This window comes from Halalkalibacter okhensis, from assembly GCF_000787375.1.
In the GTDB taxonomy this organism is placed as follows: domain Bacteria; phylum Bacillota; class Bacilli; order Bacillales; family Bacillaceae_D; genus Halalkalibacter; species Halalkalibacter okhensis.
Genome location: NZ_JRJU01000006.1, coordinates 41,489 through 64,513 on the forward strand (window position 1 = coordinate 41,489; position 23,025 = coordinate 64,513).

Consider the following 23,025-nt stretch of genomic DNA (forward strand, 5'->3'; position numbering starts at 1 on the left):
GCATTCGTAATGAAATTTGAACATATTGAACTTGCAGACAAAGAATTAAAATTTGAAACCCTTCGTTACGCTGCAGAATCTATTGGCTTTATTCATGCTGGTCAATGGGATTACCAACGAGTAACATTTGATTACAAAATTGTCAATCAAGGAGATATCTATTACCTTCGTGTTCCTGCATATGCAGTTAAAGGAGATATTCCTAAAGACGATACCATTGTTAAACTTATGACACCAATGCTTGGAAAACACTATTATCCACATGGTGTTGAATATGAAGGAGAGACGTTCCCACAGCCAATTATTGATAAGTGTAATAAGAAGCTTGAGTTGCTTTTAAAGAACATCGAGACAAATTAAGAAATAAGACAACGAGGCACGCCTCGTTGTCTTATTTTCTTTCTTTAATTGTTACTATGCGCAATGAGTCATCCCCGCCACGAACAAGTTCGAATCGTAATTCTCTAAAAATTTCACTTTCTTCACCTCGTTCATACAGTGTCACCATTTCGTCAACATCTGCATGAATTTCTCCAATTTCATCTTCATATACTGCGTTGACATCAAATTGATTCAATTGTTTAGTTGTACCCTCTCCATGCAAATCACTCGTATAACGCCTTAAGGAATGATAGAAACTATTGTTTGTAATTAAATAAGGTTCTAAGTTGTTAAAATCCCCTGTATTAACTGATTCAATCATGTTCTCCTTATAAGAGCGCAAATAATCAGCTACTTCATCAGCTTGTTCACCTTCTAATAATGTTAGCTCTTCAGGATCAGAAGAACCACATGCTGTTAAAACTAGCAACAACATGATAAAAATACTCAGCCTTTTCATTTATACTCTCCTTGTTATCTCTATTTTTTATCTTCGCATGATTATAACATACAACAGGTAGGAAACCGTAACGATTAAAATTGACGACTTTAGGAAATTAAGTCATTAACCTGTTCATCTGATTAGGTTCGTAATATAATAAAGATAGCATTACGAGAGAGGAGTCTCACATTGGCAGCACTTATGACAAAAAGAACGATAATAATCATATTAACCATTCTTGCCGTTTTACTTGTAGCTTATTTTATCTTACCTGTATCGATTCCACTTATTGCGGCTTTTGTAACAGCACTTATTCTGACACCTGCTGTCACTGCGTTACATAAACGAGCTAAACTAAAGAGAAACATAGCAGTAATGATTGTATTTACATTATTTGTTTTCTTTATTGGGCTAGCAGGTTATTATATTACAACCCAAGCAGTCACGCAAGGAACACAAATTGTTGAAAACTTGCCACAATATATTAATGATATTAATCGTGCTTGGCTTAATTTCCAACGAAGTTTAGAAGAAGAATATCAAAATCTTCCACCTGATCTTGTTCAAGAAATTAACGAACAAGTAACCAATACTTTAAATTCAATTCGAACAACGATTGCTGAACGTAATTTAATAAATGATGTGGCATCAGTAATTACAAGTATTCCCGGATACTTAGTTACATTTATTGTTTATTTAATTGCTTTGTTCCTTTTTATGCTTGAATTACCTTCATTAAAAAATAAAGCCTTTACCTATCTATCAGATCGAACAAAAGATAAGGTTAATTTTATGACCTCAAGGTTAACTTTTGTGATTTGGGGATTTTTCAAAGCACAATTTTTAGTAAGTATAATCATATTTATCGTATCACTAATTGGGCTATTACTAATTGTCCCAGAATACGCATTGCTTATGGCTTTTATTATCTGGTTAATAGATTTTATTCCATTAATTGGATCGATTGCTATTTTAGCACCATGGGCTATTTTTCAATTCATTGCAGGTAACACTACAATAGGAACTCAGCTACTGATTTTAGCTGCCGTGTTACTCATTATTCGTCGAACAGTTGAACCAAAAGTAATGGGACAACAAATCGGTTTATCACCTTTAGCTACTTTAATTGCGATGTATCTAGGTCTAATGTTATTTGGCGTTATGGGTTTTGTCATCGGTCCCCTTCTTGTCATTGCCTTTACATCAGCAAAAGAAGCTGGAATTATTAAATTAAATGTTAAAATCTAATACAAGAAAAAACTTGGTCAACATTGTGACCAAGTTTTTTTAATAGTATGGTGAAATCATAATATAGACGAGAACACCTGTTAAACTTACATATAACCACAACGGCATCGTCCATCTAGCTATTTTGCGATGGCGCTCATCTTCCATATTCCATGCACGGGCTACAGATGTTAATGCAAGAGGTACAATCACTGCAGCTAATATAATATGGGTAATTAATATAAAATAGTAGACACCTGCCATAATACCAGATCCTCCGTATGGTGTAGAGGCAGATAGAAAATGGTGGGCTACATACGTGACTAGAAATAGAGTCGTTGTAATAAAAGCTGTATATATGAAGCGACGATGAACAACAACATTTTTCTTCATTATCGCTATTAATGCAGCTAGTAAAAAGATAAATGTAAAACTATTAAAGATTGCATTCATCAATGGAAGGATTTTCACATCAAATGCATTGAAATTTTCAACGCCAGGTAAGCCGGCAAGTAATGCGACTAATCCGTTAATTAAAATCGTAATAATGATAATAGCAGGTTTATAATTACGCTTACGATGAGGTTGATTTAAGACCCCTTGATTATGTTGACCTTTCATTTAATCACGCCTTCTTCTAGTTTTCTTACGTGTTCATTATACACCAAATTAGTAAGCTTGTACTGTGATCGCTCTTTACAATATCATGAACAAACATAATCAAGCCATAAACTTCTTAGAAATAAAACACACCCTAAAAAAGAGGTGACTCTAAAATTAGAGTCACCTCTTCCTAATATTTAGTATTTTGTAATACCAAGTAGCAACATTAATGCTGCAATCGTTGGAACTGTTACAAAAATACCAGAAATCATAAACGCAGTAGCCCAACCATGATCCTTATCCTTCAAGTGCATAAAGAATATCAACTGCAGTGCAAGTTGTACCAATGCTAACAGTAAAATAAACGGAATCGCAAATGAGCGTGGAATAATATCTGCTCCGACAGCTAAAAACGAAATAATCGTTAAGAAAATCATTAACGCGAACACAATAATCTGTTTACGGATTTCCTTACTCGTCTGACGTTTTTCTTCTTCTGTCATCGCACTTTTCTCAAATGGTGTACTTAAGTTATCTGCCATGTACTAGCCCCCCTTATACTACTCCCATAAGATATACAACCGTGAAGATAAATACCCACACGACGTCAATGAAGTGCCAGTATAAACTAGCTAAATAAAACTTAGGAGCATTCGTTAATGTAATACCCGTCTTATTGTAGCGAATAAGTAGGACAGTAATCCAGCACAAACCAAAAGCAACGTGGGCACCGTGCAATCCAACAAGTGAGAAGAATGAAGATGCAAACGCACTTGTTGTAAAGCCTAAGCCATGATGCACATACTCATAGAATTCATAAATTTCAAATCCTAGGAATGCAAGACCTAATAAAACCGTAATCCACATCCAGATTTTAAATGTGCCGAATTTGTTTTTCTTCATTGCAAACATAGCTAATACACTCGTCAAACTACTTGTTAAAAGTAGCATCGTCATAATGAAAACAAGTGGTAATTGGAACAACTCTTGTGACGTAGGACCATCTGCAACACCGTTTCGAAGTCCTAGGTACGTTCCAAAAAACGTTGCAAAAAGTATTGTTTCCCCGCCAAGGAAGAACCAGAAACCGAGAAATTTGTTTTTACCTTCTAATGTCGCTCTCTCCGGATGCGAAGGAAGCCCTTTTGAAGTATCTACATGTCCCGCCATTTCTTAGTTTCCTCCTTTCTTCAGATCCGCTTTTACTTGCTCTACAGGAACATAGTACCCATGATCCTCTTTCACTGAGCGAACAAACATTGCTCCAAATGTGATGACTAAACCACCGATAGCAACAATCCATGGATTCATTATAGGGTTTTCCATATTCATCATAATAAATCCAAATCCTGCAAAGAATAACCCGATTGAAATAATCAATGGTAAGATTGAACCATTTGGCATATGAATTGCTTGAACAGGTTCAGCTGGTTTCATTGTTCCATCACCATGAATTTTTTCATAGAATAATGGATCTAATGAACGAACTTGTGGTGTTTGTGCAAAGTTATACTCTGGAACTGGAGTAGGAACTGCCCACTCAAGTGTACGAGCATCCCAAGGATCTGCAACTGTTACACGCTCACCTTTAAATGCAGAATAGATAACATTAATCACGAGTAGGATCACACCTGCTGACATGAAGAATGTTCCAATTGTACTAATAAAGTTAAATGTATCAAGCCCTTGATCGCCAAGATACGTGTATACACGACGAGGCATACCCATAAGACCTAATAAATGTTGAACGAAGAACGTTAAATGGAAACCAATATAGAATACCCAGAAGAAAAGCTTTCCAAGTGTTTCATTTAACATATGCCCAAACATTTTTGGATACCAATAGAAAAGTCCAGCAAACAATGCTAACACGATACCACCAACGATAATGTAATGGAAGTGAGCAACAACAAAGTACGTATCATGGTAAAGGTAGTCAACTGGCGCCATCGCAAGCATAACCCCTGTTACCCCACCAAGTACGAATGTTGGTACGAATGAAGAAGCAAATAGCATTGCCGTATTAAACGTAATTTTTCCGCCCCACATTGTAAAGAGCCAGTTAAAGATTTTGATACCAGTTGGAACTGCAATCGTCATCGTTGCAATCGCAAAGATTGAGTTTGCTACAGGTCCCATACCTACTGTAAACATATGGTGAGCCCAAACCATGAATCCTAAGAAAGCAATAATCATCGTAGCAAATACCATTGCCGTATAACCGAATAGACGCTTTCTTGAGAATGCTGGAATAACCTCAGAAATAATACCAAATGCAGGTAAAACAAGAATGTATACTTCTGGATGACCAAAGATCCAGAAGATATGTTGCCATAAAACAACATTACCACCCATATTTGGAATAAAGTACTGTGCATCAAATATACGGTCTAACATTAATAGTGCAAGACCAGCAGCAAGTGGTGTAAATGCAAATAAAATTAATGTTGAAGAAATGAATGATGTCCATACAAACAATGGTAAACGCATCATTGTCATTCCTGGTGCACGCATATTAACAATTGTTACTAAGAAGTTAATGGCTGAAACTAGTGTACCAATACCTGATACTTGTAGACCTAATACATAAAAATCAAGACCTACTCCACCATAATCGCGACTTGAAAGTGGTACATACGCAGTCCAACCTGCGTCAGGTCCTCCACCAAAGAACCAACTCATACTAAGTAACAAACCACCTGATAGGAAGATCCAGAAACCTAGTGCGTTCACAAAAGGGAACGCAACGTCTCGAGCCCCAATTTGTAGTGGTATGACATAGTTCATAAATGCAAATAATAATGGTGTGGCAGCTAAGAATAGCATAATCGTACCATGCATCGTAATGAATTCATTAAATGTTTGACCACTTAAAAAATTCATCTCTGGATACATAAGCTGGATACGCATAAAGAGCGCCATCACACCAGCTTTTACAAAGAAAAGCGTCCCTGCAATCAAGTACATGATTCCAAGCTTTTTATGGTCAACTGTTGTTAACCAATCCCAAATAACGCTTTTTTCCTGTTTTTGTGCAGCCAAAGGGTTTACCTCCTTTTAAGTCAATTTTTAATTGTTCTGAACGTCTAGAGAACGAAGGTAAGCAATAAGCGCTTCCATATCTTCATCGTTCATATCTGGAAATGCTGGCATGTTATTGCCTTGTTTTAATGCTTCTGGATCACGAATCCACGCTTCTAAATTTTCATCATTGTTTTCTAAGTATCCTGCAATTACTTCACGATTTGCAAAATCAGATAAAGCAGGTCCAGTAGCAGAACCCATTCCACCTACTGCGTGACATCCAATACAGCTAGCTTCGAAAACATCTCTTCCTTGTTGAGCTAAAGCTTCAGTAGGCTCTTCAATTTCCGCTTGCATTCCTTCAACCCATGCATCATACTCATCACGCTCAAGTGCGATAAGTTTGAAATCCATTAAAGCATGTGAAGGTCCACAAAGCTCAGCACATTTACCTTTGTAAACACCTGGTTCATCAGCTTCTAGCCACATATGATTTGTAATACCAGGAACCGTATCAAGCTTACCACCTAAAGCTGGTACCCAGAATGAATGCAATACATCTTGTGCATGCAATTCGAAGATGACTTTTTCCCCAACTGGTATGTATACTTCTTGACCAGCGGTAAAACCTTCATCTTCATAATCAAATTGCCACCAGAACTGGTGACCCGTCACGGTAATTTGAACTGTATCGTCGCCGATCTCTGGATCTGGCTCTGTATCAGCTAACATAAATTGTCCAGTAATAGTTGGAACAGCTAAGATTGTTAACAAGATAATTGGGATAACAGTCCAAGTAATTTCTAGTGCCGTATTTCCGTGTACTTGCTTTGGAATCTCATCGTCTCCTGGAGCACGACGATACTTTGCAAGAATAATGAAAAAGATTGCGAATACGACAATTGTCACTAAGGCCATGATGTACAACGATAATAACATGTTGTCAAATAACCATTGTGATTGTGGTCCCTTTGGATCAAGGGCAGTTAAGTTCGTCTCTCCCAAACAACCCGTTAATAGAAATACGAGTAATGAAAGAGGTAGAAAACGCCATGCAGTTTTCCAAAGTTTCATCTGACAATCCAACCTCACTTTCGTTACGTAGTTAAAACTACAATTAAGATATATATCTACAGTCATTATTCATTTTAATATCTTCAAATAGTAAAAGAGATATCTGCATTATTAAATATGAACAATAACCATAAGAACAAAGAGAATAGTTAAATAATTGAGCGAGTATACAAACATCAACCTTGCCCATTTTATATCATCTTTCATTTTAAAACCAGCAAATCCTAATACAATCCATCCTAAACCAAGTATGGCTGCAACGACTGTATAAACAATACCAAATGGATAAAGCATAAGTGAAACTGGTAGTAAAGCAATGACATAGACAACCATTTGTCGTTTTGTCACTTCAAATCCTGCAACAACTGGTAACATAGGAATTCCCGCTGCACGATATTCTTCCACTCTCTTCATCGCAAGAGCTAGGAAATGCGGCGGTTGCCAAAAGAACATAATAAAAAATAAAACCCATGCAAATGTGTGCAAGCCTCCATCTATTGCTGCCCAACCAATTAAAGGAGGTACAGCTCCAGAAAAGCTACCAACAATCGTATTTAACGTTGTTGTACGCTTTGTCCACATCGTGTATAAAACAACATATATGAATAATCCAATCAACCCAATAACTGCGGCAGTTGCTGTAGTAAGAGCTAAAAACCCTAACCCTATAGCAGCTTGGAGTAATCCGACTAATAATACGTGATTAGCAGAAAAACGCCCTGTAACCGTTGGCCGGTCCTTCGTTCGTTCCATAATGTGGTCAATATCTCGATCGATGTAATTATTTAACGTACATCCACCTGCCATCACAAGCGCTGCACCGATTAATGCAAAGAACATTGTTGCTATATGTGATCCTATTCCTACTCCTGTATAAACAGCCGCTAAATAAATCCCGGCAAATGTAGTAATCAAATTCGACGTAACAATCCCTTGCTTTGCAAGTACAAGATAGTCCTTCCAAGACTTTTGCTGACTAACAGCAACTGATGGATCAGGACTAGCAATAACCTTTGATGAGTCCAACACAGTATTCGTCTTATTCATCAATTCTTCACCCCCTTTGTAGAGTCAACCAATTCGAGCACTTTCGTTATCCATAAATAAAGGATACAAAATTAATTAGATGTGCTACAAATCACATTATATCTTAAAATCTATTTAGTTTCATTAAAATCATGAGTTTCACATTATCTTCACATTTAGCAACGTCCATAAAATATTCACGCTAGTAAAATTGACTTTTTCCTCGATTATTTTTAAGATCAATGAGGAAGCTATAAAGATTTCCCTTGCTAACTCTAGCATATATCTCAACAATTTTATAGAAGGAAAGGTGAATTGAATGCATAAAAGATTAAAAATCTACGGCATTCTGACCTCAATTGGCCTACTCATTGTTCTTCTTCAAGGTGCTCTTGTTACCAAAACAGGCTCTGGAGAAGGATGTGGTGCAACCTGGCCATTATGTTTTGGAGAGGTGATCCCTGTCAACCCTGCTATTGAAACGATCATTGAATATAGTCATAGAATTGTTTCTGGTTTAGTAGGAGCAATGGTCATTATACTCGCTATTTGGTCTTGGAAGCAGCTTAAACAGGTGAGAGAAGCAAAATTCATGGCTGTTACTGCCGTATTGATGATTATTTTTCAAGGCTTACTTGGTGCAGGGGCTGTAGTCTTTGGTCAATCTAAAGCAATTCTAGCTCTGCATTTTGGTATTTCGGCCATGTCGCTCGCATCAGTCGTTCTCTTAATGATTCTAGCATTTGAAGATGGAAAACCTCATAAGATAGCCCCTAAGGTAACAAGAGGGTATAAAACATTTTTCTTTATTGTTATCACATATTGTTATGCTGTTATTTATACCGGCGCTTATGTGAAACACACAGATTCCGCTTTAGCTTGTGCTGGATTTCCTTTATGTAATGGAATGCTTTTCCCTGGTCTAACTGGACCAACGGGAGTTCAATTTTTGCATAGAACCGCAGGAATTATATTAGCAATCTTATTGCTTATTCTCATGATGTGGACAATTAGCAGCTTTCGAAATGAATTAGTGCTTGTTTGGACAAGTATCATTGCTTTTATTCTTATAATTTTACAAATGATTACTGGAATTTCAGTTGTGTTTACTCAAAACGATATTTTAACAATAGGTCTTTTACATGCATTGATCATTTCGATCTTATTTTCAAACTTAACCTATATGGCAATGGTTTTACTCCGCAAACCAACAAATTAATGTTGAAAAATGGGAGCATTTCTGAGGGCACTAAAAAAGGCGTATTCCTTTTTTAGTGCCCTCTTTCAGTGGCTTCGATTCTTGTCATTTTTTCATTTATTGCCCAAATAAATGAAATTTATACGTCTGTGTACCATTTATCCATTCCAAAAAAGCTGATCTATACTCTTATGAGATAGATCAGCTTTCGTTATTATACTAATTCAATTAATAGATCGCCTGTCAAAATAGGATCGCCATCATTCACATAAACATCTTTAACAACACCGTCAAATTGAGCTTGAACCGTCGTTTCCATTTTCATAGCTTCAGTAATCATTAAATGATCGCCTTTTTTTACTTTATCACCTTTTGTAACAAGTGTCTTTACGACTGTTCCAGGCATTGAAGCACCAATTTGATTCGGGTTATCGTTATCAACTTTTGGTCTTGCAACAGAGCTCGATTGAACATTTATATCTTTTATTATAACTTCACGCGGCTGACCATTTAACTCAAAGTAGACAATGCGAGTCCCGTCTTCTTTTGGCTTTGAAATGGAGACTAATTTTACAATTAATGTTTTCCCTTTTTCAATTTCTACTTCAATTTCTTCACCTAAACGCAAGCCGTAGAAAAATGTAGGTGTATCCAGGACAGAAATATCTCCAAATTGTTGACGGAACTGCTCAAATTCCATGAATACTTTAGGGTAGATTGCGAAAGAAAGTAAATCATGACTTGTTACTTGACGATTCAACTTATTAAACAGAGTTTCTTTCATCTCTTCAAAGTTAACTGACTCCATCGTTTCACCAGGTCTACCCTCAATTGGCTTTTTCCCTTTTAAGATGATTTCTTGAAGTTTCTTAGGGAATCCTTGATACGGTTGACCTAGGTGACCTTGGAAAAGTTCCACAACAGAATCAGGAAAATCAAGCTTATCCCCTTTTTCATATACCTCTTCTTCTGTTAAATTATTTTGAACCATATATAATGCCATATCGCCAACAACCTTAGAAGAAGGTGTTACTTTAACTACGTCACCGAACATATCATTAACAGTTCTATACATCTTTTTAACTTCATTCCAACGTGCACCAAGCCCTACCGCTTTTGCTTGTTGTTGAAGGTTACTGTACTGACCACCTGGCATTTCATGTTCATAAACTTCCGTATGCGGTGCATTCATTCCGCTTTCAAAACCAGCATAGTATTTGCGTGTATAATCCCAAAATTCAGCTAATTGCTCTAGTGACTTAACGTCGACATTCGGTTGTCTCTCAGATCCACTTAGCGCATAATACAAACTATTTGCACTAGGCTGTGATGTATGGCCTGCCATTGAACTTACAGCCACATCAACAATATCTACTCCCGCTTCAATGGCACGTGCATAAGTGAATAGACCATTTCCACTTGTATCATGTGTATGCAAATGAATCGGAATATCAATGTGACTTTTCAACTCTGTTACAAGTTGATATGCAGCTTCTGGTTTAAGTAAACCCGCCATATCTTTAATACCAAGAATATGAGCACCAGACTGCTCTAGTTCTTTAGCTAAATTCTTATAATACGTTAAATCATACTTTGACCTCAAGGGATCTAAAATATCACCCGTATAACACATGGATGCTTCAGCAACTTTACCACTCTTGCGCACAGAATCGATCGCAAGTGTCATCCCTTTTACCCAGTTTAAACTGTCAAAGATACGGAATACATCTATTCCAGCATCTGCTGATTGCTCAACAAATTCCTCTATGACATTATCAGGATAATTCGTATACCCGACAGCATTTGATGCACGAAGCAACATTTGGAACAAGACATTAGGTGCTTGTTTTCTCAATGTGATCAAACGTTCCCACGGATCCTCATGCAAAAAGCGCATCGTTACATCAAACGTTGCTCCTCCCCACATTTCTAGTGAAAATAGGTTAGGAAGCATACGAGCAGTCGGCTCAGCAATTTGTTTCAGGTCATGAGTCCGCACTCTTGTTGCGAGCAATGATTGATGTGCATCGCGGAATGTCGTATCCGTAAGTAGTACTTCTTCCTGATTTTTTACCCATTTAGTTAAACCATCTGGACCTTGTTCATCTAAAATTTGCTTCGTGCCATCTGCAATAGGATCTGTATACTTTAGTTTAGGAACAGGCGCCTTATCAAATACTGGCTTTTTTGTACTTTCAAGACCAGGATAGCCATTAACGATTGTCTCCCCAATGAAAGATAGCATTTTCGTACCCCGATCTTTTCTTTTTGGAAAGACAAAAAGCTCAGGTGTCGTATCAATGAACGACGTGTTGTATTCACCATTTAGAAATTGCGGGTGTTGAACAACATTTTCTAAAAACGCTATATTGGTTTTAATTCCACGAATTCGAAACTCTCTTAAATTTCGCAACATTTTAGCTGCAGCACTCTCAAACGTAAGGGCCCAAGTAGATACTTTGACTAAAAGAGAATCATAGTATGGTGTAATGATCGCTCCTTGGAAGCCATTCCCAGCATCCAACCTTACCCCAAATCCCCCACCTGAACGGTAAGCATTAATTCTCCCCGTATCCGGCATAAAACCATTGCTTGGGTCTTCTGTTGTCACACGTGATTGAATGGCAAACCCACTACAGATAATATCGTCTTGATGTGGGATACCAAGCTTTGAACCGTGAAGCTGTTCACCATCTGCAATGAATAATTGTGACTGAACAATGTCTACTCCTGTTACCATTTCGGTAATGGTATGTTCCACTTGTACACGCGGGTTAACTTCAATAAAATAAAACTCTCCTGAATCTGTTACGAGAAATTCTACAGTTCCAGCGTTCACGTACTCAATATTTTCCATAAGTTGAACGGCTGCATCACAAATATTTTTACGAACCTCTTCAGGCAAAGAAACGCTAGGTGCGATTTCTACAACTTTTTGATGGCGACGTTGGACTGAGCAGTCTCTTTCGTATAAATGAACGATATTTCCGTGTTTATCTGCAAGTATTTGTACTTCAATATGTTTTGGGTTCTCAATAAATTTCTCAACATATACTTCATCATTTCCAAAAGCAGATTTTGCTTCCGACTTTGCGCGATCATAAGATTCATTTAAATCTTTTTCATTGCGTACAATTCGCATCCCACGCCCGCCACCGCCAAGCGCTGCTTTAATAATAAAAGGAAACCCATGATGACTTGCAAAAGCTTGCACATCCTCCACACTCTGCACAGGACCATCACTTCCAGGAATAACAGGTAGTTTAGCTTTCAACGCTTGTTCACGGGCTTGAACCTTATCACCAAACATTACTAAATGCTCAAGTTCTGGTCCGATGAAGATAATACCTTCTTCTTGACAACGTGTTGCAAAGTCAATATTTTCAGACAAAAAACCATAGCCAGGGTGAATCGCATCAACATCGTGTAACTTAGCTACTTCAATAATTCCTTCGATATCTAAGTAGGCTTCAATTGGTTTTTTCCCTTCGCCTACTAAGTACGCTTCATCGGCTTTGTAACGGTGGTAAGCTCCTGAATCCTCTTTTGAATAAATAGCCACTGTTCGAATATGTAACTCTGTACAAGCTCGAAAAATACGAATCGCAATTTCCCCTCTGTTTGCGACAAGTACTTTTTTAATGTTTGTCAATCCGTTCATCTCACTAGCCCCTCTTCCTTCTCCTAAATTGTCTTTCCCGATTGTACGATTGTTCTTCTCCTTATCAACTGAAAATTCAATGAGCCTTTGTCAGTACTGAACTCTAGCTTTATTCTAGTATAGATAATAGGGCATTCTGTTGGCAATGATTTTTTAAATCCTCCCATAGTAAAAGGCGACCTTTTTTTAATTCCTCAATAAAAATAAGCGCTTTCTTTTTGGAATAAAAATAAAAATCAAGCTATTAAATAATAGCTTGATTTTTATTTTCGCACAGATGCCTCATGTAAGTCATCTAATTTACGCTGTAATTCTCCTAAAATCTGTTTGCCATTTTCTCCATCGACTAAACCTAAGCGTACAGCAAAGTCAATTTCTCTTGACAGTCCAAACATTTGTGTATCAAGAACCTCTTCATAAAGAGGACATTGGGGCATCGTTAAATTCTCCAACTGCACTTCAATTAGCTGGCGAATTTTATCCGCATCTGATTTCAGAAGGGCATATGCTTTTTCTTTATCTCCAGTCACCATTTCTGCTGACATGTTGATCCCCTCCTTCATTGAATATTCCTTGTCTTAATAGTATCTTTTTCAAAAGAAAATTGCAACGATTTTCACAGGAAATCACCCTTCATGTCTTGCTAAAAGATACTTAAATGATGCTTGGCCGATAATAGCTCTAAAAGTTTCATCCCTGCTATACTATTGCCTTTTTCATCAAGCGCTGGTCCGTAAATACCAATGCCAATCCCACCTGGTACTGCTCCAACAATCCCACCAGATACTCCGCTTTTTGCTGGAATCCCCACACGAATAGCAAATTCACCAGAAGCATTATACATTCCACACGTAACCATAAATGTTTTGACTAAGCGTGCGATCTCAAATGGGATAATAGAATAGCTTTTTTGTGGATGTTCCCCTTGTTGCGCTAAAGAATAGCCTATTTTCGCTAAATCTTCACAATTAACTTCGATTGCACATTGCTTCGTATAGAAGTCTAGTAACACGTCTATATCTCCAGAAATGACCCCATGCTGCTTCATAAAGTATGATAGTGATCTGTTTAAGTCAGCTGTCTCAAATTCAGATTTTGCCACTTCTTGATTATACGTAATTAAACTGTTTCCACTTAATTCTCTAACAAATTGAATAAGCCTCTCCAACTTCTCTTCATTACTGCTCCCTTTTATTAAAGAGCTTACGGCAAGAGCACCTGCATTAATCATGGGGTTTAATGGCTTTGATGGAATATGTGATTCTAATTTTGCAATGGAATTAAACGGATCTCCAGTCGGCTCCATCCCTACCTTACTAAATACGACATCTTCACCATGGTCCATTAATGCTAAGGCTAGTGTTAGAACTTTCGAAATGCTTTGTAATGTGAATAATTTATGATGTTCTCCTTCGCTGAAGCATGTCTTATTCCCATCAAAAATCGCTATACCAACATCATTGGGATCAGCTTTAGATAGAGCTGGAATATAATCGGCAACTTTGCCGTTTTTCGTGTAACCCTTCACTTTTTTAATCATTTCTGTTAAATCTTTACCATAATGACAAACCACTAAAAATCCCACCTCACTTGAATAAGTATGTACTTCATATCCTTTACCAAAAGTGACAAAAACATTGAAACACTTTATACTTTAAGGAGTTGTACAAAATTAAGTTTTGAGAACTTTAAACATTAGAGAAAAGTCGCTCCATTAATAGAATACTTTACTAAAAAATCTAACATGCGGCTTTACACTAACAAAGTTCCAAGATGTTTCTTATAGGAGGGGACACGATGCAAGAGTTTGTTTTTTTCATTGAGGGAGACGTTGGCCACCCATTAACGATCGACCCTACTGTATGGATCTTTGATGAACGAAAAGTAGATCTTGATACATATTTTGAGGACCTAAAAACAAAGGATGATGAGGAAACGGCTTACAAAAAAGCAATTTCAGCTCAATGGGATAAGGAAATAACTGAAGGCTCCACACCACCACGCCCTAATACTAACGGTAATGAAATCAAGTACGAAAAACAAAAATTAATAAATGGTTCTTTTGGTATGCCTCTCAAACCTTTTCTAGTAAACGCAGAACCACTAGAGAAGGTAACCAATGTGGAAATTACCGAAGAAAACGGCACCCGTCATGTCATATCATTCGCAGATGCCTTATCAGGTATTGTTGGGTTCTCACATATTGGACAACCACTAAGAAAAGATGGACCTATCCATTTTTACTTTGGAGATGGATCTAATCGAACAGATCCGATTAAAAATGTATGTAAATTCACACTCTACAAAGGGTGACTCCCAAAATCGCACTGCAGTTGCAAATAGCCACTGCAGTGCGATTTTTTAAAGAATAATGGTTAGTCTACAGTAAATCAGCTGCTAATTGTGCTAACCCTGAGCGTTCACCTTTGACTAATTTGACATGTCCACTAGCTGTTTGGTCTTTAAATTTTTCTACAACATAGGTAAGACCATTATTATATTCATCTAAATAAGGATGATCAATTTGTTGGGGATCTCCCATCAATACAATTTTACTTCTTTCACCTACACGAGTTAAAATCGTCTTCACCTCATGCTTTGTAAGATTTTGTGCTTCATCAATAATAATAAATTGATCCGGAATGCTCCTACCACGAATATAGGTTAATGCCTCTACTTGTATAGAACCCATTCCAGCAAGAATCTGATCGAGTTCACCTGGTTTTTTTGTATCAAACAAAAATTCTAAGTTGTCATAAATCGGTTGCATCCACGGCCTTAGCTTTTCTTCTTTTTCTCCAGGTAAATATCCAATATCCTTCCCTAGTGGTACAACCGGTCTTGCGACTACAAGCTTTTTATACTTCCCTAGGTCTTCTGTTTGCATGAGCCCAGCGGCAAGTGACAATAACGTCTTACCAGTACCAGCCTTCCCTATCATTGTTACTAAACTAATATCGTCTCTTAATAAGAGTTCAAAAGCCATCCTCTGTTGGACATTTCTGGCTCGTATCCCCCAAACATGATCGGGTTCACTAATAAAAGGCTTTACTTTTTTCCCATCTGGTTCTACTTTACCTAAAGCTGAACTAGAACTACCTAATGCATCCTTCATTATTATAAATTGGTGAGGATAAAAAGGGTGTTTTGTTAACTCGGAAATAGCAATCTCACCATTTGTATAAAACCTCTTCATAACATCGGCATCGACAAAGATCTCAACATAACCTGGATACACATGATCAAATTCCACAACACGATCACTTAAAAAGTCTTCAGCCGGTAATCCTAATGCATCTGCTTTCACCCTGACTAATGCATCTTTACTAACTAAAATAACATCTCTCCCGTCCAGTCGCTCTTGCTCTTCAAGCATTAAATTTAGCGCCACAGCAATAATTCGATTATCATTTGTCATTTCTGCAAAAGAATCTTTCAATCGCAAAAATGATCGGTGATTTAATTCAACTCTTAATTTACCTCCTGATTCGATCGGGACCCCTTCATGCAGTTTTCCCATTCCCCTAAGATTATCTATTAACTTTGAAAATTGTCGTGCGTTTCTACCAATCTCGTCCATATAGCGTTTCTTCGAGTCAACCTCTTCTAATACAACTGCTGGTATCACTACTTCGTTATCTTGAAATGAAAAAATGGAGTAAGGATCCTGTAAGAGTACGTTCGTGTCCAATACGTAGATTTTTTTCAACATTCCGCCTCCTGACTAAAGAATCGTTTATCAACTCATACTATTAAGTTATGCAAATTGAACAAGACGGTCCATAACTTCAAACCAATTGTTCAATAATTATCTTCTTACTATGAATGTATGTTCAAGCTATCAAACTTAGACGAAGGAATCACAAACAAAACGTAGTTATCATAAAAAAATCCAAATAACGGACTTAAGTAGTCACGATTATTTGGATATAGTAGTCATTCAGTTTTCTTTAGTACTTCCATAACTTGACGATCTAATTTAGCAGCAGCTTCTGCATCATATGTCTTTTCATAAGAAGGCGTCATTGTCATTTTTGCCCCATAAAACATCACATCACGCACCTCTTTAACATCCAATTCGATTAAAGACAGCTTTAAAGGTAGTTGCTCAATTCGTTCTGTTACAACTCGAGCAGAGCCTGTGATCGAATAGGTCGAGCCATTGGCAATCAAGGTCAAAACCACACCATCATTCGCTTTAATGTTATCAATCATTCGAGAACGATGATCAACTAAAAAACGTACCGTTTGTCCATTTGGAGCATAGATCCATGAAATAGCTTTAACATGAGGAATTTTCCTTTCAAAGTCGACCGTTGCAATGGTAACGAAACATTCTTTTTGGAGAAGTGGTAACATTTCTTCCGTTAATGCATGTTCAACTTGGTTGGCCATCCCTAACCCTCCTTGTGATTTCTACTTACATTTATTACTATCATACCATTATTCTTAAGCAAGTTTGAACGCTTCATTACACTTTTTCAAAAAAACTACTTTCATTTTCGAAAACTCGGTTCCATCAAAGATAGCTTTTTTTGTTTTTTTTGTTACAATAAAAGGAGAATGGAGTGATTAGCACATGCGAGTGAAATGCGTATTATGTGATAAGATTGATAAATTAGATGATCAATTACCTTTAGCTAAACGCTTACGTAACCGTCCTATCCACACTTATATGTGCGACACTTGTTACGAACGCATAAAAGATCGAACCGAGACGTGAAAAGCGTCTAGTTCCTTTCAATTAACAGTAGAAACAAAAAAAGAGAGCGAATGGATGTAATTCCAAACGCTCTCTTTTCGTTAGGCTTGTTCTTTACGATGCTTATGGAGTCTAAAACGATACATACCGAGAATAAATCCTGAGATAATTAATACCGCAATAATGGGCGCACCGAATGCAAATTCCAAAAACCACATAACAAAGCTACCAACAACTAATAACACATAGACTATTGCTTTTTTGAGAACGGGTAACTCTCTTGCAAAGCCTAAGTTAAATACAACTATGGTTAATAAAACGACGACTAGATACGATAAAAAACCATACCATGGATTTTCCGCCGTCATTCGCATCATCCATGTTAATGCTTCTATTTCTTCTTCCGTAAACTGGTTGTCCATTCGATCACCAACTTTATAATGTTACTTCGCCGCAAGCTTTCTACGTTTTTCTTCACGCTCACGCTCTGATTTCACAAGAATTTTCTTACGAAGTCGGATGGAATCAGGCGTTAATTCGCAGTACTCGTCTTCATTTAAATATTCAAGTGCTTCTTCTAGTGTCATGATTCTAGGTTTCTTCATTGTTACCGTTGTATCCTTCGTCGCAGAACGAACATTTGTTTGCTGTTTCATTTTTGTTATGTTGACAGCAAGGTCATTGTCACGAGTATGTTCTCCTACAATTTGACCTTCATATATTTCCGTACCAGGCTCGACAAAAATCGTCCCTCTATCTTCTACTTGCATAATTCCGTACTGACTAGATTTTCCTGTCTCCATTGAAACAAGAACACCTTGACGACGTCCACCAACTTGTCCAGGAGTAAGCGGTGCATAGCTATCAAACGAGTGATTAATAATTCCATATCCACGCGTTTGTGAAAGAAACTCTGTTGTGTAACCAATCAAACCACGAGCTGGCACTAAAAACTCTAGACGAACTTGGCCGCTACCGTTATTCGTCATATTTAGCATTTCACCTTTACGTTCACCGATTGACTCCATTACAGATCCTGTGTATTCTTCTGGAACATCAATCTGCACTCGTTCCATTGGCTCAGATTTCACTCCATCAATTTCACGAATGATTACTTCTGGCTTAGAAACTTGAAGCTCATATCCTTCACGACGCATATTTTCAATAAGAATAGAAAGGTGAAGCTCACCACGACCAGAAACAACCCAAACATCTGGAGATTCTGTATTTTCAACACGAAGACTTACATCTGTTTCAAGCTCCGACTTCAAACGCTCTTCAAGTTTACGGCTTGTTACAAATTTCCCTTCACGACCAGCGAATGGACTATTGTTAACTAAGAACGTCATTTGAAGCGTCGGTTCATCAATACGGAGAATAGGAAGAGCTTCTTGATGTTCAACAGGACAAACTGTTTCACCAACATTAATTTCTTCCATCCCTGAAATCGCAATTAAATCTCCAGCTTTCGCTTCTTGAATTTCTGTGCGTTTCAATCCTAAAAAGCCGAACATTTTCGTCACACGATAATTTTTAACAGAACCGTCAAGTTTCATTAAAGCTACTTGTTGTCCTACTTTAATTGTCCCTCTAAACACACGTCCAATCCCAATACGACCAACGTAGTCATTGTAATCAAGCATCGTCACTTGGAACTGAAGAGGCTCATCACTATTATCAATCGGTGCTGGGATTGTATCAATAATCGTATCAAACAATGCAGACATGTTGTCATCTTGCTTCTCCGCGTCCATACTTGCTGTACCATTAATAGCAGAAGCATACACAACCGGGAATTCTAATTGATCTTCATTTGCTCCTAGATCAATAAATAAATCAATGACTTCATCAACTACTTCTGCTGGACGAGCAAAGTCACGATCGATTTTATTGACAACCACAATAGGCGTAAGGTTTTGTTCTAAAGCTTTTTTTAGAACAAATCGAGTTTGTGGCATACACCCTTCGTATGCATCAACAACTAGTAATACACCATCAACCATTTTCATAATACGCTCTACTTCTCCGCCGAAATCAGCGTGTCCTGGCGTATCCATAATATTGATCCGCTTATCGTTATAATTAATTGCTGTATTTTTAGCAAGAATTGTAATTCCACGTTCTTTTTCAAGGGCATTAGAATCCATCGCTCGTTCATCGACTTGCTCATTTTCACGGAAAGTACCTGATTGTTTTAATAATTGGTCAACTAACGTCGTTTTACCGTGGTCAACGTGAGCAATAATTGCGATGTTACGTATATCATTACGAATTGTCATTTTTTTCTCTCCTTATTCGTTCATTAACTGTACAAGTATATCATAAATTCCATATAAAGAAACAATTATCGACAAATACATTGCAGTTCATTCTATTTGTTGTATACTCGTTATTATGAACGAATTCGCCTCAGCTAAACAACCTTATTAACACTATCTGTATCATGTTTAACGTATTTGTCACAATGTTGGGGTTTTTCTTTTTTATAATAAGAGTTACACTTAAGATAAGAGAATGATCTTTTTGAGGGGGATCTCATCAATGAAAAAAGAGAATATACTGTTTTTATTACTTTCTGCAATCACAGTAATTTGCATAATGAGCATCGGAGTGGCTGTTGCTGAAAGAAGTATTTTAATTGCTGTTCTTGCCATTGCTGGGGTTTTCATCGCTACTGGCCTAGGCTTCACACTCCGCAAAAAAGTAAGAGAATCTAGTGAAATGTAAAAAAGCACGCAAAAAGGTTAACATCCAACCTTTTTGCGTGCTTTTCCATATTATCCTTCTCTTCTTTTAAGGATCGTATTTGTTTTTTCCTCTAACGGACGAACGATTGCACAGACGTCTTGTTCACCGTATTTTTCTTTCGCCTCAGCTACTTTTTGTTCGCCTAACCTGATTAAATCAAGCGGCATATCCACTTCCTCAGCTAATTGCAAGGCAAGCTTAATGTCTTTATGTAAAAGATTAATAGAAAAGCGGGGATCAAAGTTTCGATCAAGGATCGCATCAACAGACCAATCCATACTTTTGGAGAACCCTGCACTTCTTTTAATTAGGTCATAAGCTACAGCCGGATCTACACCTGCTTTTTCGGCCATGATATAGCATTCTGCTAGAGCTGATTGATGTACGCCAATTAACATATTATTAAGCAATTTCACAACCGTTCCACTACCAGTTGGCCCAACATGAACAATATATTCACCAAATGCTTTCATCACTGGTAGAGCTCGTTCGTAAGCGTCTTCTTCTCCACCACACATAATGGTTAATGTCCCTGCAGAGGCACCCATCGGCCCCCCACTAACAGGTGCGTCAATAAAAGAAGCTCCTTTTTCAGCTAATAGATTAGCTACATGTTCATTTGTTTCACGATTCACCGTGGAATGGTCTATAACAATTTTGCCTTCTTTGGCTCCCGCAATTAATCCGTTTTCACCTTCATATACATCAATAATTGTCTGAGGTACCGGTAAACATGTCATGACCATATCGACTTGCTCCATCAATTCTTTTGGAGTAGCTAGTTCTTTTGCACCAAACGCTACAGCACGATCGATTGGTCCCCTGCTGCGTCCTACTACATAAGTTTCGTACCCCGAATCAATCAAATGTTTCGTCATTGGTAACCCCATTGTTCCTAATCCGATAAAGCCTACTTTTCTCATCACTTATAACTCCTCTCCAACATAAGAAGAAACCATTTCTTTATGTAAACTTGGCTTTCCAACAATAACGGTACTCTTTTGCAAGTAATCTAAATGTTCTCCTCTAAAGGTAGAAGCCTTGCAACCAACCTCTTCTAATAGAACGATCCCTGCTGCATAATCCCAAGGAGAAAGATTTACACTTATATATCCATCTAATCGATCTGCAGCGACATAAGCAATTTCAAGAGCAGCAGAACCATAAGATCGAATACTTCTCACATCACGTACGAGCGCTTTCAAAGGATTTTTATATGGATTTTTCTCTTGTACTAACCATTTCGCATTTAATCCAATAATGGATTCATGTAAAGGGCGTTCCTTAACAGGTACAAGCTCTTCATTATTCACATAAGCACCATGGCCTCGTATAGCATGAAATAATTCATCATTCATGACATCATAAATAAGACCAACCATTCCGACCCCATCATGATAGACAGCGACTGAGATGGCAAAATTATATTTTTGATGAACAAAATTCATTGTCCCATCAATCGGGTCAATAATCCAAACCGTTCCATCTAACGAATTAAGTTCTTCTGCAATTCCTTCTTCACCCAAAAAGTGGTGCTCGGGATAAGTTTGATCAATCTTATGATAAAAGAATGATTCAATTGCTCTGTCAACCTCAGTAACTAAATCATCCGGATTAGACTTGGCTTCTATATGAATTGGGTTGGCTAGTGATTGTTTAATCAAGCCAGCAGCTTCATATGTCCATGCTTTAGCAACCTTTTCAAGTTCTAACCAGTCGACTGACATCTACATGACCTCCTAAATGGTACTTCACTTTTCATTTCCATTATGACATACATTTTCCAAATAGAAAAATCGTAACTCTTCTTTAAATGCAAAAAAAGAGAGTAGCTTATTCATTTACAAAGCCACTCCCAAGTAATTTTACGCTTACTATACTTCCAACAATATAAGTTCTTGGCGTAATTGTTCAAGTCGTTGTTTCGTTTGTTTAATTGTAAGTAAATCTTCATTGAGTAAAGCATCATGAAGAGTCGCTAGCTCATAATCAATTTCAAGTCGCAATACCGGAATTCTCATTTCACCATCTTCACGAATAAAAGCTTGCACAACTTGTTCCATACGGCTTCACTCCTCTTTATTTACTTAAAATTCTTGCTTCTTATTAAAACTAAATTTTCTGTTATTTAAATTAATTATATTATAGCACATTTACATGTAGAAGAGAATGTAAATTACAAAAAGAATAAAATCTTATTACAGTACTGCTTTTTGACTTTGCTAATAACTGCATATCATTCGAGTTTATTAGCTAAGATATGATAAAATACATATATAAATGATAAAGTGAGGTAAAGTTATGAGTTTAAAAGGATTTACAAAGTCAGATTTTGACGTTTTTCATATCGACGGGCTTGAAGCTAGAATGGAGGCAATTCAGTCACAAATTCAACCAAAGTTTAAAGCTTTTGGCGATATTTTAGCTGATGAACTCGCTGTGCTTTTAGGAAATGAGATGTATCTTCACATTGCCAAGCATGCTAGACGAAAAGTTAATCCACCGAACGATACGTGGATGGCGATTGCTCATGATAAGCGTGGCTATAAGAAACATCCACATTTTCAATTAGGTTTATTTGATGACCACCTTTTTATTTGGTTTGCACTTATTTATGAAGCACCTAATAAAAAAGCTATCGCAGAAAGTTTGATGACGAATAGCCATTTAATTATGGATCTGCCAGAAGACTATGTCATTTCATTAGATCACATGAAAAAGGACGCAACAACCATTGGTGAAAAAAATGAAAGTGATGTTATAACTGATTTAGAAAGGTTACGCGACGTAAAGAAGGCGGAATATTTGGTAGGCCGTCACCTTCAGCCCGAACAATCACTCGTCCAAGACGGACAGGCATTGTTGACCTTTACGAAAGAAACATATGAACAACTCCTCCCGATTTATCAACTAGCAATGTCACAATCATAATTACAAAA

Annotated in this window: 23 protein-coding genes and 1 pseudogene; 7 read left to right on the forward strand and 17 right to left on the reverse strand. The window is 37.3% G+C overall.

The genetic code is table 11. The features are described 5' to 3' along the window. The first annotated feature begins 9 nt into the window (after positions 1-9). Complete coding sequence (locus LQ50_RS06435; protein ID WP_034627289.1) at positions 10-360, forward strand: YugN family protein; 351 nt, start codon at positions 10-12, stop codon at positions 358-360. Between the two features lie 31 nt (positions 361-391). On the opposite strand, the gene LQ50_RS06440 is transcribed toward LQ50_RS06435, so the two are convergent. Then, entirely contained in the window at positions 392-841 is a 450-nt protein-coding gene (locus LQ50_RS06440) for a TcaA NTF2-like domain-containing protein (protein WP_034627290.1), read from the reverse strand. Between the two features lie 171 nt (positions 842-1,012). Between LQ50_RS06440 and ytvI the strand changes: the two genes are divergently transcribed. Next, on the forward strand, positions 1,013-2,071 hold the full coding sequence (gene ytvI / locus LQ50_RS06445; protein WP_034627291.1) for a sporulation integral membrane protein YtvI: 1,059 nt from the start codon (positions 1,013-1,015) through the stop codon (positions 2,069-2,071). A gap of 39 nt (positions 2,072-2,110) precedes the next feature. Here ytvI and LQ50_RS06450 read toward each other — a convergent pair whose 3' ends face one another. The 6 genes from LQ50_RS06450 to cyoE all read right to left on the reverse strand — a co-directional run bounded on the left by LQ50_RS06450 (position 2,111) and on the right by cyoE (position 7,798). After that, positions 2,111-2,671, reverse strand: coding sequence for a DUF420 domain-containing protein (locus LQ50_RS06450; RefSeq protein WP_034627294.1), 561 nt, complete (start codon positions 2,669-2,671; stop codon positions 2,111-2,113). A 179-nt stretch (positions 2,672-2,850) separates the two neighbouring features. After that, a complete protein-coding gene (locus LQ50_RS06455) occupies positions 2,851-3,195 on the reverse strand; it encodes a cytochrome C oxidase subunit IV family protein (protein ID WP_034627295.1) in 345 nt (114 codons plus the stop codon). A gap of 13 nt (positions 3,196-3,208) precedes the next feature. After that, positions 3,209-3,823 (reverse strand): cytochrome (ubi)quinol oxidase subunit III, encoded by a 615-nt coding sequence (locus tag LQ50_RS06460; RefSeq protein ID WP_034627298.1) that lies wholly within the window; start codon positions 3,821-3,823, stop codon positions 3,209-3,211. Between the two features lie 3 nt (positions 3,824-3,826). Then, complete coding sequence (ctaD, locus tag LQ50_RS06465) at positions 3,827-5,695, reverse strand: cytochrome c oxidase subunit I (RefSeq protein WP_034627301.1); 1,869 nt, start codon at positions 5,693-5,695, stop codon at positions 3,827-3,829. Between the two features lie 27 nt (positions 5,696-5,722). Then, positions 5,723-6,751 carry a cytochrome c oxidase subunit II gene (gene coxB / locus LQ50_RS06470; RefSeq protein ID WP_034627303.1) on the reverse strand — a complete coding sequence of 343 codons (1,029 nt, stop codon included), beginning with the start codon at positions 6,749-6,751 and terminating at the stop codon, positions 5,723-5,725. Positions 6,752-6,862: 111 nt separating this feature from the next. Next, positions 6,863-7,798, reverse strand: a complete 936-nt coding sequence (cyoE, locus tag LQ50_RS06475) for a heme o synthase (RefSeq protein WP_034627305.1) — start codon at positions 7,796-7,798, stop codon at positions 6,863-6,865. A 298-nt stretch (positions 7,799-8,096) separates the two neighbouring features. On the opposite strand from cyoE, the gene LQ50_RS06480 reads away from it, so the two are divergent. Continuing rightward, entirely contained in the window at positions 8,097-8,996 is a 900-nt protein-coding gene (locus LQ50_RS06480; RefSeq protein WP_034627307.1) for a COX15/CtaA family protein, read from the forward strand. Between the two features lie 193 nt (positions 8,997-9,189). On the opposite strand, the gene pyc is transcribed toward LQ50_RS06480, so the two are convergent. The 3 genes from pyc to glsA form a co-directional block, all read right to left on the reverse strand. Next, positions 9,190-12,636 (reverse strand): pyruvate carboxylase, encoded by a 3,447-nt coding sequence (gene pyc, locus LQ50_RS06485; protein ID WP_034627309.1) that lies wholly within the window; start codon positions 12,634-12,636, stop codon positions 9,190-9,192. A gap of 263 nt (positions 12,637-12,899) precedes the next feature. Beyond that, complete coding sequence (locus LQ50_RS06490; protein WP_034627311.1) at positions 12,900-13,181, reverse strand: Fpa/YlaN family protein; 282 nt, start codon at positions 13,179-13,181, stop codon at positions 12,900-12,902. A 98-nt stretch (positions 13,182-13,279) separates the two neighbouring features. Then, entirely contained in the window at positions 13,280-14,209 is a 930-nt protein-coding gene (gene glsA, locus LQ50_RS06495) for a glutaminase A (RefSeq protein WP_373279173.1), read from the reverse strand. Positions 14,210-14,433: 224 nt separating this feature from the next. Here glsA and LQ50_RS06500 point away from each other — a divergent pair, with 224 nt between their 5' ends. Beyond that, positions 14,434-14,949, forward strand: coding sequence for a hypothetical protein (locus tag LQ50_RS06500; protein WP_034627312.1), 516 nt, complete (start codon positions 14,434-14,436; stop codon positions 14,947-14,949). A 67-nt stretch (positions 14,950-15,016) separates the two neighbouring features. Here LQ50_RS06500 and LQ50_RS06505 read toward each other — a convergent pair whose 3' ends face one another. Further along, on the reverse strand, positions 15,017-16,348 hold the full coding sequence (locus LQ50_RS06505) for a PhoH family protein (protein ID WP_052144614.1): 1,332 nt from the start codon (positions 16,346-16,348) through the stop codon (positions 15,017-15,019). Positions 16,349-16,572: 224 nt separating this feature from the next. Next, on the reverse strand, positions 16,573-17,031 hold the full coding sequence (locus LQ50_RS06510) for a pyridoxamine 5'-phosphate oxidase family protein (protein ID WP_034627314.1): 459 nt from the start codon (positions 17,029-17,031) through the stop codon (positions 16,573-16,575). Between the two features lie 184 nt (positions 17,032-17,215). Between LQ50_RS06510 and LQ50_RS24860 the strand changes: the two are divergent. Then, positions 17,216-17,353 (forward strand): annotated as a pseudogene (locus LQ50_RS24860) (YlaI family protein); the annotation flags it as partial. 86 nt (positions 17,354-17,439) lie between these two features. On the opposite strand, the gene LQ50_RS06515 reads toward LQ50_RS24860, so the two are convergent. Together LQ50_RS06515 and typA are read right to left on the reverse strand one after the other, a co-directional pair. Then, the gene (locus LQ50_RS06515) at positions 17,440-17,760 is read right to left on the reverse strand and encodes a YlaH-like family protein (RefSeq protein WP_052144615.1); all 321 of its coding nucleotides are present in this window, start codon (positions 17,758-17,760) and stop codon (positions 17,440-17,442) included. A 21-nt stretch (positions 17,761-17,781) separates the two neighbouring features. After that, positions 17,782-19,617 carry a translational GTPase TypA gene (gene typA, locus LQ50_RS06520; protein ID WP_034627316.1) on the reverse strand — a complete coding sequence of 612 codons (1,836 nt, stop codon included), beginning with the start codon at positions 19,615-19,617 and terminating at the stop codon, positions 17,782-17,784. Between the two features lie 262 nt (positions 19,618-19,879). On the opposite strand from typA, the gene LQ50_RS06525 reads away from it, so the two are divergent. Then, the gene (locus LQ50_RS06525; RefSeq protein WP_034627317.1) at positions 19,880-20,065 is read left to right on the forward strand and encodes a DUF5325 family protein; all 186 of its coding nucleotides are present in this window, start codon (positions 19,880-19,882) and stop codon (positions 20,063-20,065) included. A gap of 50 nt (positions 20,066-20,115) precedes the next feature. Here the strand turns inward: LQ50_RS06525 and LQ50_RS06530 are convergent, their stop codons facing one another. From LQ50_RS06530 to LQ50_RS06540, 3 genes are all read right to left on the reverse strand, one after another. Then, positions 20,116-21,009 (reverse strand): NAD(P)-dependent oxidoreductase, encoded by an 894-nt coding sequence (locus LQ50_RS06530; protein WP_034627318.1) that lies wholly within the window; start codon positions 21,007-21,009, stop codon positions 20,116-20,118. A gap of 3 nt (positions 21,010-21,012) precedes the next feature. Continuing rightward, on the reverse strand, positions 21,013-21,813 hold the full coding sequence (locus tag LQ50_RS06535; RefSeq protein WP_034627319.1) for an inositol monophosphatase family protein: 801 nt from the start codon (positions 21,811-21,813) through the stop codon (positions 21,013-21,015). Positions 21,814-21,960: 147 nt separating this feature from the next. After that, positions 21,961-22,149 (reverse strand): YkzI domain-containing protein, encoded by a 189-nt coding sequence (locus tag LQ50_RS06540; RefSeq protein ID WP_034627320.1) that lies wholly within the window; start codon positions 22,147-22,149, stop codon positions 21,961-21,963. Between the two features lie 238 nt (positions 22,150-22,387). Here LQ50_RS06540 and LQ50_RS06545 point away from each other — a divergent pair, with 238 nt between their 5' ends. Further along, on the forward strand, positions 22,388-23,017 hold the full coding sequence (locus LQ50_RS06545; protein WP_034627326.1) for a YktB family protein: 630 nt from the start codon (positions 22,388-22,390) through the stop codon (positions 23,015-23,017). Positions 23,018-23,025: the final 8 nt, after the last annotated feature.

Coding starts and splice junctions, on each gene's coding strand:
- LQ50_RS06435 (WP_034627289.1), top strand. CDS start 10: ATGAAATTTGAACATATTGAACTTGCAGACAAAGAATTAAAATTTGAA.
- LQ50_RS06440 (WP_034627290.1), bottom strand. CDS start 841: ATGAAAAGGCTGAGTATTTTTATCATGTTGTTGCTAGTTTTAACAGCA.
- LQ50_RS06450 (WP_034627294.1), bottom strand. CDS start 2,671: ATGAAAGGTCAACATAATCAAGGGGTCTTAAATCAACCTCATCGTAAG.
- LQ50_RS06455 (WP_034627295.1), bottom strand. CDS start 3,195: ATGGCAGATAACTTAAGTACACCATTTGAGAAAAGTGCGATGACAGAA.
- LQ50_RS06460 (WP_034627298.1), bottom strand. CDS start 3,823: ATGGCGGGACATGTAGATACTTCAAAAGGGCTTCCTTCGCATCCGGAG.
- coxB (WP_034627303.1), bottom strand. CDS start 6,751: ATGAAACTTTGGAAAACTGCATGGCGTTTTCTACCTCTTTCATTACTC.
- cyoE (WP_034627305.1), bottom strand. CDS start 7,798: ATGAATAAGACGAATACTGTGTTGGACTCATCAAAGGTTATTGCTAGT.
- LQ50_RS06480 (WP_034627307.1), top strand. CDS start 8,097: ATGCATAAAAGATTAAAAATCTACGGCATTCTGACCTCAATTGGCCTA.
- pyc (WP_034627309.1), bottom strand. CDS start 12,636: ATGAACGGATTGACAAACATTAAAAAAGTACTTGTCGCAAACAGAGGG.
- LQ50_RS06490 (WP_034627311.1), bottom strand. CDS start 13,181: ATGTCAGCAGAAATGGTGACTGGAGATAAAGAAAAAGCATATGCCCTT.
- LQ50_RS06500 (WP_034627312.1), top strand. CDS start 14,434: ATGCAAGAGTTTGTTTTTTTCATTGAGGGAGACGTTGGCCACCCATTA.
- LQ50_RS06505 (WP_052144614.1), bottom strand. CDS start 16,348: ATGTTGAAAAAAATCTACGTATTGGACACGAACGTACTCTTACAGGAT.
- LQ50_RS06510 (WP_034627314.1), bottom strand. CDS start 17,031: ATGGCCAACCAAGTTGAACATGCATTAACGGAAGAAATGTTACCACTT.
- LQ50_RS06515 (WP_052144615.1), bottom strand. CDS start 17,760: ATGGACAACCAGTTTACGGAAGAAGAAATAGAAGCATTAACATGGATG.
- typA (WP_034627316.1), bottom strand. CDS start 19,617: ATGACAATTCGTAATGATATACGTAACATCGCAATTATTGCTCACGTT.
- LQ50_RS06525 (WP_034627317.1), top strand. CDS start 19,880: ATGAAAAAAGAGAATATACTGTTTTTATTACTTTCTGCAATCACAGTA.
- LQ50_RS06530 (WP_034627318.1), bottom strand. CDS start 21,009: ATGAGAAAAGTAGGCTTTATCGGATTAGGAACAATGGGGTTACCAATG.
- LQ50_RS06535 (WP_034627319.1), bottom strand. CDS start 21,813: ATGTCAGTCGACTGGTTAGAACTTGAAAAGGTTGCTAAAGCATGGACA.
- LQ50_RS06540 (WP_034627320.1), bottom strand. CDS start 22,149: ATGGAACAAGTTGTGCAAGCTTTTATTCGTGAAGATGGTGAAATGAGA.
- LQ50_RS06545 (WP_034627326.1), top strand. CDS start 22,388: ATGAGTTTAAAAGGATTTACAAAGTCAGATTTTGACGTTTTTCATATC.